This is a genomic window from Agromyces bauzanensis (genome assembly GCF_014645655.1).
Taxonomy (GTDB): domain Bacteria; phylum Actinomycetota; class Actinomycetes; order Actinomycetales; family Microbacteriaceae; genus Agromyces; species Agromyces bauzanensis.
In genome coordinates this window covers 1-15,378 of the sequence record NZ_BMMD01000019.1, presented here as the reverse complement: position 1 = coordinate 15,378, position 15,378 = coordinate 1, and the positions used below count along the sequence as shown (strand labels likewise).

Sequence of the window (15,378 nt, the reverse complement as noted above, 5' to 3'; positions counted from 1 at the left end):
AGGTTCGGCGCCTCGACCCGGGAGATCGTTCCCGCCATGAGACTCGGGGGTGTCCGTGACCATAGCTTCGCGTCATGACTACTACACCTGTTGCTCCGGTCGTCGCTTCGACGCCTCGTCTCCTGCTGCTCGGTGGTGCCGGCCTCGTGGTCGGCGCCGCGCTCGAACTCGGGTCTGGGATCCTGCAATCCCTGTTGCCGCAGAGTGCCCTGGGCTTCATCCCTCCGATTGTGCTCGCGGTCGCCGCGGTGCTGCTCGCGCTGGGTGGAGTCGGCGGGCGCTCGGTGCTGGCGCGGATCGGCCTGTTCGTGTACGCGGCCGCTCACGTCATCCTGGTGATCGCGTCGATCGCCGCGATGACCGGCAATGTCATCGAACTGCTGTTCCCACTCGGCGGCACCCTGTTGACGCTCGGCATGCTCGTCGCCGGCATCGAGGTCGCCCGGGTCGGTGCCGTCGGCGGATTCGCGCGCTGGGGCCTGCTGCTCCTCGGCCTGTGGATGTCGTTCATCGATATCGCGACGTTCGCCGCTCTCGACCTCGGTGGGCTCGCCAACGCAGATGGGCCGGGCTTCATCGCTGGACTGGTCGGCGTCGTGCTGCTCGCGGCAGAAGGCATCGCGATCGTCGTGTTCGCGCGCGCTTCGCGCCGGTGACCCGAATCGCGTGACTGTGGAACACTGACTTCACCATGACTCAGCCTTCACCATGACTCAGCCCGTGCTCCGTGCCGTCGGCATCGCCGGCGGCACGGTCGCGGCCGCGCTCGGCATCGTGACGGTCACGTTCTTCGTCGCCAACGGTTGGACGCTGGCCGACGCGTTCGAGAGTTACGCGCTGAGCAACCTCGTCAACGGTGCGAGTCTCGCGATCTGCGGCACCCTGCTCGCGCTCGCCCGGCCTCGCAATGTGCTCGGCTGGTTGCTGCTCGCCGGCGGTCTCGCGTACCTGGTGTCCGCGGCGGCGGTCCCGACATCCGTCTACGCCGTAGACCACCGCTGGCCGGAGCAGTCGGTCGCGGTACTGGGCGGTCTGGGCGCCAGCGCGTGGAGCATCGCCATCGGCCTCGCGCTGCCGTTCGCCCTGCTCGTATTCCCCACCGGACGGCTCTCGAACGCGCCCGAGCGGGTCGCGGCGGTGATCGTCGGTCTGAGCGGCCTCGGATTCGTCGGCCTCTTCGGCGGAGTCTTCGCCAGGCTCGCGAATGCGCCGAGCGACGTGAATCCGCTCGGTGCGCCGGGATTCGAACTCCTCGCGGTGCTCTGGAGCGTCGTGAACATCGCAGCGACCATCATCTGGTTCGCCCTCCTCGCTCGCCTGGTCGTCGTGTACATCCGCGGATCCGAGACCGTGCGCCGCCAGGTGCTGTGGGTCGCACTCGCGGCCCTCGTCGCGTTCGTGGTTTCCGTGCCGCTCACGGTGTTCGGGCTGGGCGACAACACCCTGCTTCTCGTCTACACGCTCATCCCGGTCGCGATCCTGATCGCGGTGCTCCGGCACCGGCTCCTCGACATCACGCTCGTGTTCTCGCGGGCACTCGCATGGACCCTGCTCACCGCAGTCGTGGTGCTCGTCTACATCGGTGCGGTCGCGCTGCTGAGCCTTGTGCTCCAGTCGACGGTGAGCTCGATCGTCGTCGCAGTGCTGGTCGCGCTCGCGTTCGATCCCTTACGCAGGTTGCTGCAGCGGGTGGTCGACCGTCTGCTCTACGGGCGCCGATCCGAACCGGTGCACGTGATGCAGCTCGTGACACGGGAGGTGTCGAGCGGTGGGGAGTCGGCGGAGTTGCTCGGCCGGCTCGCGGCATCCCTTCGCCTGCCGTGGCTGTCGCTCGAGGTCGACGGCTTGGAGGCGGTGACGACGGGGAAGCGGGTCGAGTCTGTGGTGGAATTCCCGCTCGTGCAGGATGAGCGGCGGTCCGGCCGTCTCGTCGTCGGCGTGCGGCCCGGGCAGGCCGGCCTCACCCGATCCGACCGTGACGTGCTGGAGCTGATCGCACCAGTGCTTGCGTTGCTCGCGGGTTCGCGGCGACTGACGCAGGAGCTCATCGCATCCCGCCGGCGTGTCGTCGATGCCGCCGAAGCTGAGCGGCTGCGAGTGCAGCGCGAGCTGCACGACGGTGTGGCGTCGGCGATAACGGGGTTGTCGTTCAAGTTGGAGGCCGCCGCAGAGCTCGTGGACGAACCGGTTGCCCTCCGACCCGTGCTCTCGGCCGTGCGCACGGAAGTGGCCGGCATCCACCAGTCGATCCGCGCCGTCATCAACGATCTTCGACCCCAGGAATTGGACTCGGCCGGTCTGGTCGCAGCGCTCCGCCAGCGGACCGCGGCGATCTCGTCGGCCGGTCGACGAGTGGATGTGCTGCTGCGCGGCGGCAAGGACCTGCCGACGGTGTCGCCGAGCGTCGAGGCGGCGGCGTACCGGATCTGCACCGAGGCGGTGTCGAATGCGCTGCGCCATTCCGGCGGTGGCACGATCGCGGTGCACCTCTGGTCGGCCGGCGATCGCCTCATGCTGAAGATCACGGATGACGGCCGGAGTTCTGCTGGAGAGTGGAAGCCGGGGGTCGGCATCGCCTCGATGCAGGAGCGCGCCGAACTGCTCGGCGGCGAGTTCTCGGTGCAGCGGCGACCGGATGGCACGGATGTCTCGGTGGAACTGCCGTTGGTGGCGTCATGACGGTGCGCGTGCTGGTGGTGGACGACCACCCGATGGTGCGCGACGGGCTCGCCGCCCTGCTCGGGTCGGTGCCCGGCGTCGAGGTGGTCGGGTTCGGAGACTCCGGCGAGGCGGCAGTCTCCCTGGCGGACGAGCTCGACCCCGACCTCGTCGTGATGGACGTGTCGATGGCCGGCATCGGCGGTCTCGCCGCGACGAAACGCATCGTCGACGGGGGAGTGCGGGTGCTCATTCTCACGATGCTCGAGGATCCGGGCACGCTGGTCGCCGCGTTCCAGGTGGGCGCGAGCGGGTACCTGTCGAAGTCGAGCGGACGCGCCGAGGTCGCAGCGGCCGTCCAGGCCGTGCATGCCGGGCAACTGGTCGTCGGCAGTGCGCTGTCGGATGCCGCGCGGTCGCTGCTGGCTCGCGGCGAGGTCGGCGGCCGCGGCGAGTTCCCCGAGCTCAGCGCCCGACAGTTCGAGGTGCTTCGCGGCCTGGCGCGCGGGCTCGACAACGCGGCGATCGCCGCCGAGCTGGATGTGACGTCGAAGACGGTGGCGAACACCGTGTCGGAACTGCTCACCCGTCTGCAGGTGCCGACTCGGGTCGCGGCGGCGGCGGTCGCGCGAGAGCGCGGGTTGGGCGCGTAGGACTCCGGCGATGCCGCTCTCGAGAAGCAGGCGCCTGGTCAGCGCGTGACGAGGTCTCCCACGCGCTCGCCGGCGAGCAGGTTCGATACGAAACCGGCGATATCCCACTGCAGCTGCGGGTACGCGGCCGGATGCGGGCGCTCCGACTCGACGACGGCGGCGATCCGCTCGAGCGACGGCCGCACGAGCGCTCCCGCGGCCGCCGACCACCCGCCGAGGTGCGTCTCGAGGTCGCCGAGGGTGAGGTCGGCGTGCCGGTACACGCCGTTCACGGCCAGCGCCATCCAGCCGTCGTTGAGCTGGTGGCGCAGCGGCACGGTGTCGTAGGCGGGTGCCAGCGTGGCCGATCGGTCGAACGGATGCAGCAGAGCGAGGTTCTTCGCGTGCAGGTCGACGTTGCCGATCGCCACGGCGAGCACGACCGTCGTCGCGAGGCGTTCGACCGAGGCACGGCCGGCCTGCGATCCCACGAGCGCGCGGATGCGGTCGAGGGTCACCGCGCCGCCCTGTTCCTGGTACTTCTGGGTGCGCGAGATGCCGAGCGCCTGGCACATGTCCTCTTGGTGCACACGCCCGGTCGGGGCATCCGTCGACCGGTCGTACCGTTCGATTACGAGCGTCTGGATGCCGCCGAACTCGTCGATCCACGTGTCGTAGTCGAGAAGCCCGAGCGCGCGTGCGATGCGGGCCCCGTACTCCTCGTCGAAGACCATGGTCGGGTATCGCGCGACCTCGGGTTTCAAGATGTGCGTCGAGGGGAACCCGTCGTGCACGCGCTGCCACTCGCCGTCGATGCGGGCGAGCACGACTTTGGGTTGCACCCCGTTCAGCGAGGTCTTGCCCGTTGCGAGATCGTTGCCGAGCGGCAGGGCGGTCGGGCTCTGCATGAGCCGGCCGATCCCGGCTCGATCGATCGGGGTCGCGTAGGGCGTGCGCGGCTCGCCCGGCACCGCGGGATCGTAGATCTGCAGCGCACCCGCGACATCCCGCCCGTAGTGACCCAGCAGTCCGAGCACGTCGTACTCGGGCAGCCGGGCCTGAGCGGCGAGATCTGCGAGCAGGTCGCCTTCGGGCAGCAGTTCGGCGAAGAAGTTGCGACGGCGTGCGACGTGCGACCGATTCCCGAACGGCACGAGCGGCACGGATGTCGACAGCAGCGCACTGCCCAGCCCGAAGCGCTCGATCGCGCTGCCGGCCGCCTCGAAGTCGAACCGCCGCCAATCGGCACCGATGAGGCGGCCTACCTCGTGCCCGTACAGTTCGACAGCGAGCTCAGGCATCGTCGTCGCTCGCGATCGGAGGGTCGAGCTCGGCGTAGAGCCGCACGCCGGTCGCATCGAGCATCGTGAAGAGCCGTTCGGTGAGCTTGCCCGGCTTGCCCGCCTCCATCTCGGAGACCCACCGTTGCGTCAGCCCGAGCTCGGCGGCGAGTGCGCGCTGGCTCAGCCCGCGGGCGAGCCGGCCCTGCTGCAGCATCAGGCCCAGTGACTCGGCATTCGGCACACGTCCGCGGTAGGCCATCAAAGCTCCCTTCACTACGAATTCGTAGTCAGGATATCTCACTACGTTTTTGTAATCAAGTGTCTTGACTACGTTTTCGTGATCAGGGATCGCACATCTACACAGGCGCGCGGACGGTGACATCCGGCGGCGAACGGGGCATGCTGGGGCGCATGGGTAAGGTGACGATCTCATTCGAAATGACGCTCGACGGGGTGTTCGACCAGATGGAGCACTGGTTCGACGAGAACGATCCGGGGCTGCAGCGCGCCTCCGACGAGCTCGTCTTCGGTGCCGACGCGGTGCTGCTCGGCCGGGAGAGCTACGAGTTCTTCCGCGAGTACTGGCCCGCGCAGACCGATGACCGCGGCTTCGCCGCGCACTACAACGCGCTCCCGAAGTACGTCGCCTCGACGACGCTGTCTGGTCCGCTCGACTGGAACGCGACCCTGATCGAGGGCGACGTGGCCGACTACGTGCGAGGCCTCCGCGGCCGGTACGAGTCGATCATCTCGCATGGGTACGGCGGGCTGGCCGCCACGCTCGTCGACGCGGGGCTCGTCGACGAGGTGCACGCCGGCATCCATCCTTTCCTCGTGGGCAACGCCGAGGACCGTCTGCGCACGCCGCACCCGGTCGGCCTGCGGCTGCTCGGCGTGCAGGCCTACGATTCGGGCATCATCGCCGCCGAGTACGCGCCGGCGTCATCCTGAACGGGATGAGTCCGTAGGCCTAGCCGAGTTCGTCGCGACGGCGTGACAGATAGGTCGTCTCGGCGGTGTTGCCCGCGAGCGCGATGGCCCGGTCGTAGGCTGCGCGCGACTCCTCGCGGCGTTCCAGTCTGCGCAGCAGCTCGGCGCGAGTGGCGTGGAAGGCGTGATACCGGTCAACGAGTCCCCGAGTCGGTCGATGATCGCCAACGCGACATCCGGACCCTCGAGCTCCGCGACCGCGATGGCGCGGTTGAGGGCGACGATCGGCGAGGGGTCGATGCGGACCAGCTGATCGTAGAGGGCGACGACCTGCGACCAGTCGGTGTCACGGTACTCTAGCGCGTCGGTGTGCACGGCGTTGATCGCGGCAAGCAGCTGGTAACGACCGGGAGCGGCCCCGGAATCCAAGCGCTCGCGCACCAGCCGATGCCCCTCTTCGATCAGCGCGCGATCCCAGGTGTCGCGGTCCTGCTCGCCGAGGGGGACGAGCTCGCCGTCCGCTGAGACGCGGGCGGGGCGACGAGCCTCGGTGAGCAGCATCACCGCCAGCAGACCGGCCACCTCGCCGTCCTCCGGGAGCAGCGCGCGGATCAGACACGTCAGCCGAATCGCCTCGGCGGTCAGGTCTGGACGCACGGGGTCGGTGTCGGGGCCGGTCGCGAGGTAGCCCTCGTTGAAGACGAGGAACAGCACTGCGAGCACGCCGGTGATGCGCGCCGGCAGATCTTGCGCGGACGGCACCCGGTAGGGGATGCGGGCGGCCGCGATCTTGCCCTTCGCGCGGGTGATCCGCTGCCCCATGGTGCTCTCCTGCACGAGGAAGCCGCGGGCGATCTCCGGTACGGTCAGCCCTCCGACCATGCGCAGCGTCAACGCCACGCGTGCCTCCATCGCCAGGGCCGGGTGACAGCAGGTGAAGATCAGCCGGAGCCGGTCGTCGTCGATGGCGCCGAGCGGCTCGGGCGGGTCGTGGTCGGCGAGCATCAGCGCCTCCCGGTGCTTGTCGTCACGCTTGTGCTCGCGTCGGATCCTGTCGATTGCTTTGCGATTCGCGGTCGTGGTGAGCCACGCGCCGGGGTTGGGCGGGACGCCGTCGGCCGGCCATCGCTCGACAGCGGTCGTGAAGGCTTCCGCCGCCGCCTCTTCGGCGATGTCGAGGTCGCCGAAGCGTTTGGCGAGTGAGGCGACCACCCGAGCCCACTCCTCGTGGTGGGCACGGGTGATCGCCGCGCGCGCGTCGATCAGGCGCGCACGACCAACGGTCGCACCTCGAGCCGACGGTTGCAGGCCTTCGACCCCTCGGCCATGAGTGCGAGCGCGACGTCGAGGTCGGGAGCGTCGATGATCCACAGGCCGGCCATGTGCTCCTTCGACTCGAGGAAGGGCCCGTCGGTGAAACACCGGCTCCTCGCCTCGGCCGTCGATGACCGTCGCCGTGCTGGGGTCGGCGAGGCCGGCCGCGAACACCCAGTGACCGCCCGCCCGCAGGCGGCCATTGAACTCGCCGATCGCCACCATCTCCTCGGCGGTGCCCGAGTTGGTCTTGTCGTCGATCACGGAAACCAGGTACTGCATCTCACACCTCCACGATGTGGTTCACGGACATCTTGCTCGTGTGCTGCCTGCTACGCATACTGCGGGCGCCCGCCAAGCCGGTAGGTCTGCACCATGATGCCCGTCGGGAACCTGCGCGATTCCAGCAGCTCGAGAGCGAAATCCCTTCCCTCGTCGGGGAACAGCCGCGTGCCCGCGCCGACGATCACGGGGCAGACGATCAGAGTCATCTCGTCGACGAGTTCGTGTTCGAGCAGCCAGCGGATCAGCTGGCCGCTGCCGTGCACCTGCAGCTCGCCGCCCGGCTTCGCCTTCAGCTCGCGGATGGCCGCCTCGAGGTCTCCGGAGAGCACGGTCGTGCCGGCCCACTCCGGGTCGGTGATCGTGTTCGAGGCGACGAACTTCGGGCGCGAGTTCAGCGATCTGACGAACGGGTTGTCGAAGTCGTCGCGCACGCCCCAGTAGCCGGCGAACAGCTCGTAGGTGCGCCGGCCGAACAGGAACGCGTCGGCGCGCCGGTAGAAGTCGCCGATGTAGGCCTTCGACTCCTCGTCGCCCAGCGGCAGCGCCCACCCGCCTCGGTCGAATCCGGGGTCGAGCACCGGGTTGTTCCCACCGTTCGCCTGCATCACACCGTCGACGGTGATCTGCGTGTTGGTGATCAGCTTCATGATCGTGGTCCTTTCTGGGGGCGCCCCTCGCGGACGACCGCTCACCCTTGCTACGAACAGCGTCGCTCCGATCCGACACCACGCGCGGAAATGTTCGCGCGCGGGACGTCGCGGTCGTCTCCACGCACTCAGCCGCGGGGGCCGTGCCCGGTCGGCGAGCGGGCACAATTGGCGCATGGTCGAAATGTCCGATGACGACTTCGAGCGGATGGTCGCCGAGGTGTTCGACGCGCTCCCCGACGGCATGGTGCGCGGGGTCGAGAATGTCGCGATTCTCATCGAGAATCAGCCGTTGGGGGAGCGGCCCCGGCTGTTCGGGCTCTACAGCGGGCGTCCGCTGACCACGCGCGGGGTCTACGGCTTCGGCGAGCTTCCCGATCGCATCACGCTGTACAAGAACAACATGCAGGCGCACAGCGCCGACCTCGACGCGCTGCGCACCCGGGTGCGCATCACGCTCGTGCACGAGATCGGTCACTACTTCGGGCTCGACGATGCCCGGCTGCGCGAGCTCGGCTGGGCGTAGGGCGCCGCCGTCCCGAGATGGGCGGATGCTTCGGATGCCTCGGATGCGAGCGGCGGCGCCGCGGTCGGTGCGGTGATGGTCGGTGCGGTGTCGTCACACATCGTCGGAACGCACGATCCGGTCGATTCCGAGCCCGTCGAGTCGCTTCGGGTCGGCGAGCACGTCGAGGCCCGTGATGCGGTCGCCGTCGATCTCGAACGCCATGATCGACACGACGCGTCCGTGCATGACGGCGGCGACGCCCGGCCGGCCGTCGATGAGGATCGGCGTCGAGTGGGCGGCGAGGCGACCCGAGAGCACGGCCTGCTGGGCGATGGATGCCGCCCCCTCGACCAGTTGCGTGGACGTGCCGTAGTCGGCGCGGAGCACGGCGCCGTCGTCGAGCAGTTCGAGCAGCGCCCCGATGTTCCCGTCCTGGGCGGCCGCGAGCCACGCCGTCACGATGCGCCGACCGCGTTCGCGATCGGGCCGGGCGGGCTCCTCGGCCCCTCGAACCCGCCGCCGCGCCCGCGAGGCGAGCTGCCGCGCCGCCTCGGGTGAGCGATCGAGCACGTCGGCGATCTCATCGAAGGACTGGCCGAACACGTCGTGCAGCACGAGCGCGATGCGCTCCGCCGGGCTGAGCGTCTCGAGCAGCACGAGCAGGGCGACGCTGACCTGGTCGCTCTGGGCGACGAGGTCGGCGGGATCCGCCTCGGCGGCGACGGGTTCGTCGCGCCACGGTTCGACCTGCCACGAGTGCTCGCGCTTCCGGCGGGGTGCGCGCAGTTGATCGAGGCTGATGCGCGAGACCACGGTCGTCAGCCACGCCTCGAGGTTCTCGATGCCCGCGGCATCCGCTCGCTCGAGGCGAAGCCACCTCTCCTGCACGGCGTCGTCGGCATCGGCGCCGGAGCCGAGCAGCTGCGTGGCGATCGCGCGCAGCCGCGGTCGTTCGGTCTCGAACCGCCGGGCGAGAATTCTTCGATCGGTCATGTCACATCTCCTCGAGTTCGATCGTCGGTACGTCGACGAGGCAACGGCCTCGGATGTGACATGAGAGGAACTCCACCATGAACGCACCTCTGCTCGTGACCGGCGGCACCGGGAACATCGGCCGCCGTGTGGTGCCGCTGCTGCGCGAGGCCGGCCGCGACATCCGGATCCTATCGAGGCACCCCCGTTCTGCAGCGCCCGGCATCGAGCAGGTGGAGGGCGACACCGTTCTCGGCCACGGGCTCGCCGCCGCGCTCGACGGGGTCGACGTCGTGCTGCACCTCGCCGGCGGGGCCAAGGGCGACGACATCGCGGCCCGCAACCTGTCGGCGGCGGCGCGCGAGGCCGGCGTTCGGCACCTCGTGCTCATCTCGGTGGTCGGCGCCGACCGGATGCCGATCGGCTACTTCCGGGCGAAGGCGGAGGCGGAGCGCATCATCGCCGAGTCGGGCGTGCCGTGGACGGTGCTTCGCGCCGCGCAACTGCACGACTTCGTGCTGCCGGTCGCACGGAGCATGTCGCGGATGCCGCTGCTCCCGGTGCCCGGCGGCCTCCGGTTCGAGCCGGTCGACGGCGACGAGGCGGCGAAGCGGCTCGCGGAGCTCGCGCTCGGCGATCCGGCAGGCCGCGTCGCGGACATCGCCGGACCCGAGGTGCTCGACGTGCCGGCGCTCGTCGCGACGTTCACGGCCGCGACGGGCGCTCGACAGCGGCGTGGGCACCTGCCGATCCGTCTGCCCGGCGCCGTGGGTCGCGCGTACCGGGCAGGTGAGAACCTCGCGGGCGAGGGCGCGCTGCGCGGCGCGCGGACCTGGGCCGGCTACCTGACGGAACGCGACCTCGCGACGAGTGCCGGTTCGGGTGAGCGGCTGCGCGGAGTCAGCTCGTAGGCGCGTCGGCGGCGGGCGGCGACGACGACGGCAGAGGTGCTCTCCGAGCCCGCCGGAGGGGCTGGTGCCGTAGCCTCAGGGAAGGGCGCCGGTTCGACGGACGGCGGCTCACCCGTTGGTTCGCATCTGCACGACGGATGCCGGTGAGCGAGCTCCGAGCCAACCCCGGCCGCACAACTGGAGGCCACGATGAACACGCCTACCCCTTCACTCCTCAGACTCGGCGTGATGGTCACCTCGCGCAAGACCGACGAGAAGCGACTGCCGATACATCCCTCCCACCTCGAGCGGATCGACGCCGACCTGCGGTCGAACATGATGCTCGAGCGCGGCTACGGCGAGCGCTTCGGCATCTCTGACGCGCAGCTCGCTCCGCTGGTCGGCGCGATCGCCTCGCGCGAGGCCATCATCGCCGAGGCCGACGTCATCACACTGCCGAAGCCGCTCGCGTCCGATCTGACTGAATTCCGTGATGGGCAGGTGCTGTGGGGCTGGCCGCACTGCGTGCAAGACCGGGAGATGACGCAGCACGCCATCGACAAGGGCCTGACGCTCATCGCGTGGGAGGCCATGAACCACTGGAAGGCCGACGGGGGGTTCGGGCTGCACGTGTTCCACAAGAACAACGAGATCGCCGGGTACTGCTCAGTGCTCCACGCCCTGCAACTCTGCGGCTCGACCGGCGACTACGGTCGGCGGCTCAACGCGGTGGTCATCGGCTTCGGCGCGACCGCGCGCGGTGCGGTCACTGTGTTGAACGCCCACGGCATCCATGATGTGCGTGTGCTGACCAACCGCGACACTGCAGCCGTGGGCTCGCCGATCCCCTCGATCGACATCATCCAGTTCGAACACGACCCCGACGCCCCGTTCCTGAGCACCGTCAACACCGAAGACGGGCCGATCGCGCTCGCCCCCTTCCTCGCTGCGCACGACATCGTGGTCAACTGCACCCTGCAGGATCCGAACGCACCGCTCACCTACCTCCGCACCGAGGATGTCGCGGCCTTCCGCCCCGGCAGTCTCATCGTCGATGTCTCGATCGACGCCGGCATGGGGTTCGAGTGGGCACGGCCTACGTCGTTCGCCGACCCGATGTTCACGGTCGGTGATTCGACCAACTACTACGCCGTCGACCACAGCCCGTCGTACCTCTGGAACTCTGCGACTTGGGAGATCAGCGAAGCGCTGATGCCATTCCTCCGCACCGTGATGGAGGGCCCGGAGGCGTGGGCCGCGTCGGACACCATCAGCCGAGCGACCGAGATCGAAGGTGGCCGCATCCGTAACGACGCGATCCTGCAGTTTCAGGGGCGCTCGGCCGAGTACCCGTATGCTCCGCTCGCTACGTAGGCGAGAGTGATGTTGATCCTCGCATCGGCGAGCGCGCGCGCCATCGCACCGAACCTGCCTGGCGTTTCCACGTCGGGGTCGGGTGGCGTCGCCGCCCCGGTCGAGCATCGAGGTGATCGCGGATGCCGCCTCAATGCCGATCTTCGCAGCCTCCACGGCAGCTGCGACGTGCGGATGCCGCGAGGGGAGGCGCTCGCCGCTGAAGGTCTGGCGTTGACCAGGATGAGCCCGGGGTCGCTCGTCTGTTCCACTTCGACCTGTGCGGCCTGCGCGGGCGGCGGCGGGGTTTGTTCCATGCTTCGATCCTGCACCTACCCACTGACATCCGTTCGCGCACGAAAACCATTGATGATCAGGACTTTGCATGTGGAGAACTTCGCCCGACGGCCCGCCGTGGAGGATAAATCGCGCGGTCGAGGCATCCGCCGCCAGGGGCGCCCGATCAGGCCATTGACCGAGCACCCGATCACCCCCGCCCGCGCCGGCGGAACACCCCGGCGAACAGGGCGTGCAGGAGCGGGATCGCCGACACCGCGATCAGCACGCCGCCCCACACCGGCTCGTCGGGGCGAAGCAGGATTCCGCCGATGAACAGGCCGACGAACAGGACTGCCGAGGTGATGCGCCGGGCCATGCGCTCGAGGCTCGCCACCCGCTGCTCGAGCCGCGGCGAGTTCGCCACGAGGCGCCCCTCCTCGATGCGGTCCGCGAGCGCGTCGAGGCGCCGCGGCAGCCGCGCGGCCGTGCCGGCGACGGACAGCGCCTCCTGCCCGAGCGCCTGCACGAAGTTGCCGCGCTCGTCGCGGAGGAGCTGGGCGGCGTAGGGCTCGACGGCGTCCCACATGTTGAAGTCGGGGTCGAGCGAGCTGCAGAGGCCCGAGGTCAGCGACATCGAACGGATGACGAGCAGGAAGTTCTCGGGCAGCTGGAACGGCAGCGCCCGCATCACCTCGCCGAACTCGATCGCGAAGCTGCGCAGCTCGCGCTGGTCGATCTGCCGTACCTCGGCGAGGCCCATGCCCCCGAAGCGCGCGAACAGCTCGGACATCGCCCGCTCGAGTTCCTCCGTGTCGGCCGACGGCAGCAGGATGCCGACACCACGGATGCTGTCGACCAGGCGCTTGCCGTCACGAGCGGCGACCGCGAGCAAGAGCTGCTGCAGCCCGCGGCGCAGTCCGTCGGGCACTTCGCCCATCATGCCGAAGTCGATGAAGGTGAGCCGCCAGTCGGGGGACGCGGCGCGGGACGACCCGGGCGACGCGGCATCCGTCACCCTCGAGGCCGTCGACGAGGCATCCGTCACCTGCTCCACCGGCGTGACGAAGATGTTGCCGGGGTGCGGGTCGGCGTGGAAGAAGCCGTCGCGGAAGAGCTGGTCGAACATGACGGCCGCGAACTGCTTCGCGACCGCCTTCGGGTCGATGCCCGCCGCCATCAGGGACTCGCGGTCGTTGATCTTGATCGCCGTCACGTCGGCGAGCGTCAGGACGCGGCGCGTCGTGCGCTTCCGCACGACTTCGGGTGCGGCGACCCGCGGGTCGCCGGTGAAGCTCGCGGCGAACCGCTCGGCGTTGGCCGCCTCCTGCAGGTAGTCGATCTCCTGGAGGCTCGTGACCGCGAACTCCTCGACGAGCGACGGGAGGTCCACGCGGCTCGAGACGAACCGCACACGGCTGAGCCATCCGGCGACGCGGCGCAGCGCCGACAGGTCGACGTCGACGATCCTCTCGATGCCCGGTCGCTGCACCTTGACGACGGCCTCGTCGAGCCCCGTGTCGGCGGCGTCGATCGGCGAGAGCCGCGCGCGATGCGCTTGACCCAGGGATGCCGCGGCCAACGGTGTCGGGTCGAACCACGCGTACGCCCGCTCGAGCGGAACGCCCAGCTCGGCCTCGCCGAGGCGCCGGATCGCGTCGAACCGCACCGGCGGCACTTCGTCTTGGAGCCCGGCGAGCTCGCGCGTGATCTCGGGCGGCAGCACGTCGAGCCGCGACGAGAGGTATTGGCCGACCTTGATCATGAGGCCGCCGAGGTCGACCGCGAGCACGTGGAAGCGTCGGGCGATGCGGGTCAGCCGCACCGCTCGCCCGCGCGCCACGTACTTCGCGAAGCCGAAGCGAGGCAGAACGAGCTCGAACCACCACGTCTGCACGATGTGTCGCACGGCGAACCGCAGGATCCGCCGGTAGCGGGTGCAGCGCATTCGGGCGCGAAGCGGCACATTCCCCCGACCGATTCAGTCCGATCGCGGCTCGAGGTCGATGTCCGGCTGCGGGAGAGGAACGGCGGGCACCCCGACTCGAAGGATCATTTCGACCATCCGGATGGCGCGATCGGGAAGCACCTCGCCCGAATAGTGCTCCTCGTACAGCTGTTCGGCCTGGTCGAGCGTGGCGATGCCGCAGATCGCCATCAGCTTGGCGGCATCCGTGTCGTCACGGCCGGGACGATTGGCCTTGAGCTTCATCGCCAGGAGCGCTTCGGGTCGGGCGACCTCGATGATGACCGCGCCGTCGTCATGAAGAGTCGCCCATTCAACTGGTTTCGAACCGTACTCGGGGATGAAGCCTGCGGCCTTGCTGTTGAGCCAATCGTCGGGCCAACCGTTGGTGCGTGCGACCGCGATGGCCGCGTTCTCGACGACTTCGGGAGAGCCGATGAAATGAGCGTCGATATCCACGGTCGATTCGCGATCGAAGTAGCGAAGGGCGAGCGCGGCACCGCCGACGATTCGGATGCCGCTGCGAACGCCGGATTCCCGGAGCCGAGCGACGAGTTGACGCAGGCCAACCTCGAGCAGATCGCGATCGAAGCGGGTCATACGCTGCGGAGGGTGTCGGCGTCGATGAGAACGCGCCGTTCACGGAACGCCGCGGGGACGCGATCGAGCTCGGGCCCCAATGTGTAGGGGCCGACTCCGAACACCCAGGCACGCTTGAGAACGCGTGACGGTCGGTTCGCCCACTCTGGAACCGGCAGCTGCTCCGCCTCCAGGTGATGCGCAACGAGCGCGGCGATCGCGGCGTCCCACTGCTTGGAGCCCGTCGATTCGGGTTCGGTGATCGCCAGCGCGAACCGCACGGCACCGTGCTCGGCCGTCAGGTTGTCGTTGAACTGGATGAATCGTCGAAGTGCTCGCTCGGGTCGCCCGAACGCCAGGTCGGCTCGTATCTCGGAGGCGATGATGGCGGCGTCGTCTCGAAGCGTAGGGATGGCCACCAGACGGTGGCCGGCGCCCCGCAGGGCGCGCTCGACGGTGTCGAATGACGGGTTCTGCCGGTCTCCCTCGATGAGCGAGAGGTGCGACTGCGTCAGGCGTGCGCGACGTCCGAGGCTCGCCTGCGTGAGCCTTCGACTCTTGCGAGCCGATCGTACGAGAGTGCCAGCGGTCATGAAAAGCTCCAAAGATTCGATCTGTTGAATATTGTACCCCCGTATCCACCTTGGATCGACATTCGTCGTGATCGGGTCCGTGCAATTTGTGGGCCGCCGCTGCGTGATTCGCCCGTGATTCACCCGTTGCCCGTCGATCGCGGCGACGAGGATGTCGGTCCGCTCGCTCCTTCGCACGCCAGCGCGGCGCACGCAACGGCAACTCGCGAGCGAGTCGGGCATCACGCAGGCGGCCGTGTCGAAGGGGCTCCGCGAGATCGGCGAGGTCGCGCTTGCAGCGAGGCGTGGCTCCCTGCCAGCCGCGGAGCAACTCTGGGCGAAGTTCGTCGAGGAGTATCCAGGTGCGCGCGGCATCCGTTCGCACTGGTATTCGCTCGATTCGCCGGTTCGTCCTGACGTTCCGCACTTCTCGATCGCGTTTTGGGCCCCCGCTTCACTGGGCTTCGGTCGAGTTGTAGACGTTGGTGGGGATGTGTAGGAGGTCCAGGACCT

The 15,378-nt window shown here is 69.0% G+C and carries 15 protein-coding genes and 1 pseudogene; 7 read left to right on the top strand and 9 right to left on the bottom strand.

Translation table 11 applies throughout. The annotated features are described in order from the left end of the window. The first annotated feature begins 74 nt into the window (after positions 1-74). The 3 genes from IEX31_RS14615 to IEX31_RS14605 are packed head-to-tail and all read left to right on the top strand — an operon-like array spanning position 75 to position 3,311. Complete coding sequence (locus tag IEX31_RS14615; protein ID WP_188744154.1) at positions 75-656, top strand: hypothetical protein; 582 nt, start codon at positions 75-77, stop codon at positions 654-656. Between the two features lie 52 nt (positions 657-708). Next, complete coding sequence (locus tag IEX31_RS14610; RefSeq protein ID WP_188744153.1) at positions 709-2,679, top strand: sensor histidine kinase; 1,971 nt, start codon at positions 709-711, stop codon at positions 2,677-2,679. Next, the gene (locus tag IEX31_RS14605; protein ID WP_188744152.1) at positions 2,676-3,311 is read left to right on the top strand and encodes a response regulator transcription factor; all 636 of its coding nucleotides are present in this window, start codon (positions 2,676-2,678) and stop codon (positions 3,309-3,311) included. The genes IEX31_RS14610 and IEX31_RS14605 overlap by 4 nt, the downstream gene beginning before the upstream one ends. Before the next feature lie 38 nt (positions 3,312-3,349). On the opposite strand, the gene IEX31_RS14600 is transcribed toward IEX31_RS14605, so the two are convergent. Both IEX31_RS14600 and IEX31_RS14595 read right to left on the bottom strand, forming a co-directional pair. After that, positions 3,350-4,591, bottom strand: a complete 1,242-nt coding sequence (locus IEX31_RS14600; RefSeq protein WP_188744151.1) for a HipA domain-containing protein — start codon at positions 4,589-4,591, stop codon at positions 3,350-3,352. Beyond that, positions 4,584-4,832: a helix-turn-helix domain-containing protein gene (locus IEX31_RS14595; RefSeq protein ID WP_188744150.1), complete on the bottom strand. Its 249-nt coding sequence runs from the start codon at positions 4,830-4,832 to the stop codon at positions 4,584-4,586. The genes IEX31_RS14600 and IEX31_RS14595 overlap by 8 nt, the downstream gene beginning before the upstream one ends. 152 nt (positions 4,833-4,984) lie before the next feature. Between IEX31_RS14595 and IEX31_RS14590 the strand changes: the two genes are divergently transcribed. Continuing rightward, positions 4,985-5,524: a dihydrofolate reductase family protein gene (locus IEX31_RS14590; protein WP_188744149.1), complete on the top strand. Its 540-nt coding sequence runs from the start codon at positions 4,985-4,987 to the stop codon at positions 5,522-5,524. 19 nt (positions 5,525-5,543) lie between these two features. On the opposite strand, the pseudogene IEX31_RS14585 reads toward IEX31_RS14590, so the two are convergent. The 3 genes and pseudogenes from IEX31_RS14585 to IEX31_RS14575 form a co-directional block, all read right to left on the bottom strand. Then, positions 5,544-6,769: pseudogene (locus IEX31_RS14585) on the bottom strand (RNA polymerase sigma factor). Then, positions 6,766-6,885, bottom strand: coding sequence for a YciI family protein (locus tag IEX31_RS19645; protein WP_229662386.1), 120 nt, complete (start codon positions 6,883-6,885; stop codon positions 6,766-6,768). The pseudogene IEX31_RS14585 and the gene IEX31_RS19645 overlap by 4 nt, the downstream one beginning before the upstream one ends. Before the next feature lie 264 nt (positions 6,886-7,149). Continuing rightward, positions 7,150-7,749, bottom strand: a complete 600-nt coding sequence (locus IEX31_RS14575) for a dihydrofolate reductase family protein (protein ID WP_188744148.1) — start codon at positions 7,747-7,749, stop codon at positions 7,150-7,152. Between the two features lie 175 nt (positions 7,750-7,924). On the opposite strand from IEX31_RS14575, the gene IEX31_RS14570 reads away from it, so the two are divergent. Beyond that, on the top strand, positions 7,925-8,275 hold the full coding sequence (locus tag IEX31_RS14570; protein ID WP_188744147.1) for a metallopeptidase family protein: 351 nt from the start codon (positions 7,925-7,927) through the stop codon (positions 8,273-8,275). Between the two features lie 93 nt (positions 8,276-8,368). On the opposite strand, the gene IEX31_RS14565 is transcribed toward IEX31_RS14570, so the two are convergent. Next, entirely contained in the window at positions 8,369-9,250 is an 882-nt protein-coding gene (locus tag IEX31_RS14565; RefSeq protein ID WP_188744146.1) for a sigma-70 family RNA polymerase sigma factor, read from the bottom strand. A 77-nt stretch (positions 9,251-9,327) separates the two neighbouring features. Here IEX31_RS14565 and IEX31_RS14560 point away from each other — a divergent pair, with 77 nt between their 5' ends. Beyond that, on the top strand, positions 9,328-10,140 hold the full coding sequence (locus tag IEX31_RS14560; RefSeq protein ID WP_188744145.1) for an SDR family oxidoreductase: 813 nt from the start codon (positions 9,328-9,330) through the stop codon (positions 10,138-10,140). A gap of 189 nt (positions 10,141-10,329) precedes the next feature. After that, complete coding sequence (locus tag IEX31_RS14555; protein WP_188744144.1) at positions 10,330-11,493, top strand: N(5)-(carboxyethyl)ornithine synthase; 1,164 nt, start codon at positions 10,330-10,332, stop codon at positions 11,491-11,493. Between the two features lie 466 nt (positions 11,494-11,959). Here the strand turns inward: IEX31_RS14555 and IEX31_RS14550 are convergent, their stop codons facing one another. Genes IEX31_RS14550 through IEX31_RS14540 form a run of 3 tightly spaced genes read right to left on the bottom strand, consistent with a single transcriptional unit; the run spans position 11,960 to position 14,886 of the window. Next, positions 11,960-13,696 (bottom strand): ABC1 kinase family protein, encoded by a 1,737-nt coding sequence (locus IEX31_RS14550; protein ID WP_188744143.1) that lies wholly within the window; start codon positions 13,694-13,696, stop codon positions 11,960-11,962. Between the two features lie 33 nt (positions 13,697-13,729). Further along, entirely contained in the window at positions 13,730-14,314 is a 585-nt protein-coding gene (locus IEX31_RS14545; RefSeq protein ID WP_188744142.1) for a hypothetical protein, read from the bottom strand. Beyond that, positions 14,311-14,886 (bottom strand): helix-turn-helix domain-containing protein, encoded by a 576-nt coding sequence (locus IEX31_RS14540; RefSeq protein ID WP_188744141.1) that lies wholly within the window; start codon positions 14,884-14,886, stop codon positions 14,311-14,313. The genes IEX31_RS14545 and IEX31_RS14540 overlap by 4 nt, the downstream gene beginning before the upstream one ends. Positions 14,887-15,378: the final 492 nt, after the last annotated feature.

What these genes read in the sequence shown, in the direction of transcription:
- IEX31_RS14605 (WP_188744152.1), top strand. Translation starts at nt 2,676, where the DNA reads ATGACGGTGCGCGTGCTGGTGGTGGACGACCACCCGATGGTGCGCGAC.
- IEX31_RS14575 (WP_188744148.1), bottom strand. Translation starts at nt 7,749, where the DNA reads ATGAAGCTGATCACCAACACGCAGATCACCGTCGACGGTGTGATGCAG.
- IEX31_RS14560 (WP_188744145.1), top strand. Translation starts at nt 9,328, where the DNA reads ATGAACGCACCTCTGCTCGTGACCGGCGGCACCGGGAACATCGGCCGC.
- IEX31_RS14565 (WP_188744146.1), bottom strand. Translation starts at nt 9,250, where the DNA reads ATGACCGATCGAAGAATTCTCGCCCGGCGGTTCGAGACCGAACGACCG.
- IEX31_RS19645 (WP_229662386.1), bottom strand. Translation starts at nt 6,885, where the DNA reads ATGGCCGGCCTGTGGATCATCGACGCTCCCGACCTCGACGTCGCGCTC.
- IEX31_RS14615 (WP_188744154.1), top strand. Translation starts at nt 75, where the DNA reads ATGACTACTACACCTGTTGCTCCGGTCGTCGCTTCGACGCCTCGTCTC.
- IEX31_RS14540 (WP_188744141.1), bottom strand. Translation starts at nt 14,886, where the DNA reads ATGACCGCTGGCACTCTCGTACGATCGGCTCGCAAGAGTCGAAGGCTC.
- IEX31_RS14570 (WP_188744147.1), top strand. Translation starts at nt 7,925, where the DNA reads ATGGTCGAAATGTCCGATGACGACTTCGAGCGGATGGTCGCCGAGGTG.
- IEX31_RS14600 (WP_188744151.1), bottom strand. Translation starts at nt 4,591, where the DNA reads ATGCCTGAGCTCGCTGTCGAACTGTACGGGCACGAGGTAGGCCGCCTC.
- IEX31_RS14590 (WP_188744149.1), top strand. Translation starts at nt 4,985, where the DNA reads ATGGGTAAGGTGACGATCTCATTCGAAATGACGCTCGACGGGGTGTTC.
- IEX31_RS14610 (WP_188744153.1), top strand. Translation starts at nt 709, where the DNA reads ATGACTCAGCCCGTGCTCCGTGCCGTCGGCATCGCCGGCGGCACGGTC.
- IEX31_RS14550 (WP_188744143.1), bottom strand. Translation starts at nt 13,696, where the DNA reads ATGCGCTGCACCCGCTACCGGCGGATCCTGCGGTTCGCCGTGCGACAC.
- IEX31_RS14595 (WP_188744150.1), bottom strand. Translation starts at nt 4,832, where the DNA reads ATGGCCTACCGCGGACGTGTGCCGAATGCCGAGTCACTGGGCCTGATG.
- IEX31_RS14555 (WP_188744144.1), top strand. Translation starts at nt 10,330, where the DNA reads ATGAACACGCCTACCCCTTCACTCCTCAGACTCGGCGTGATGGTCACC.
- IEX31_RS14545 (WP_188744142.1), bottom strand. Translation starts at nt 14,314, where the DNA reads ATGACCCGCTTCGATCGCGATCTGCTCGAGGTTGGCCTGCGTCAACTC.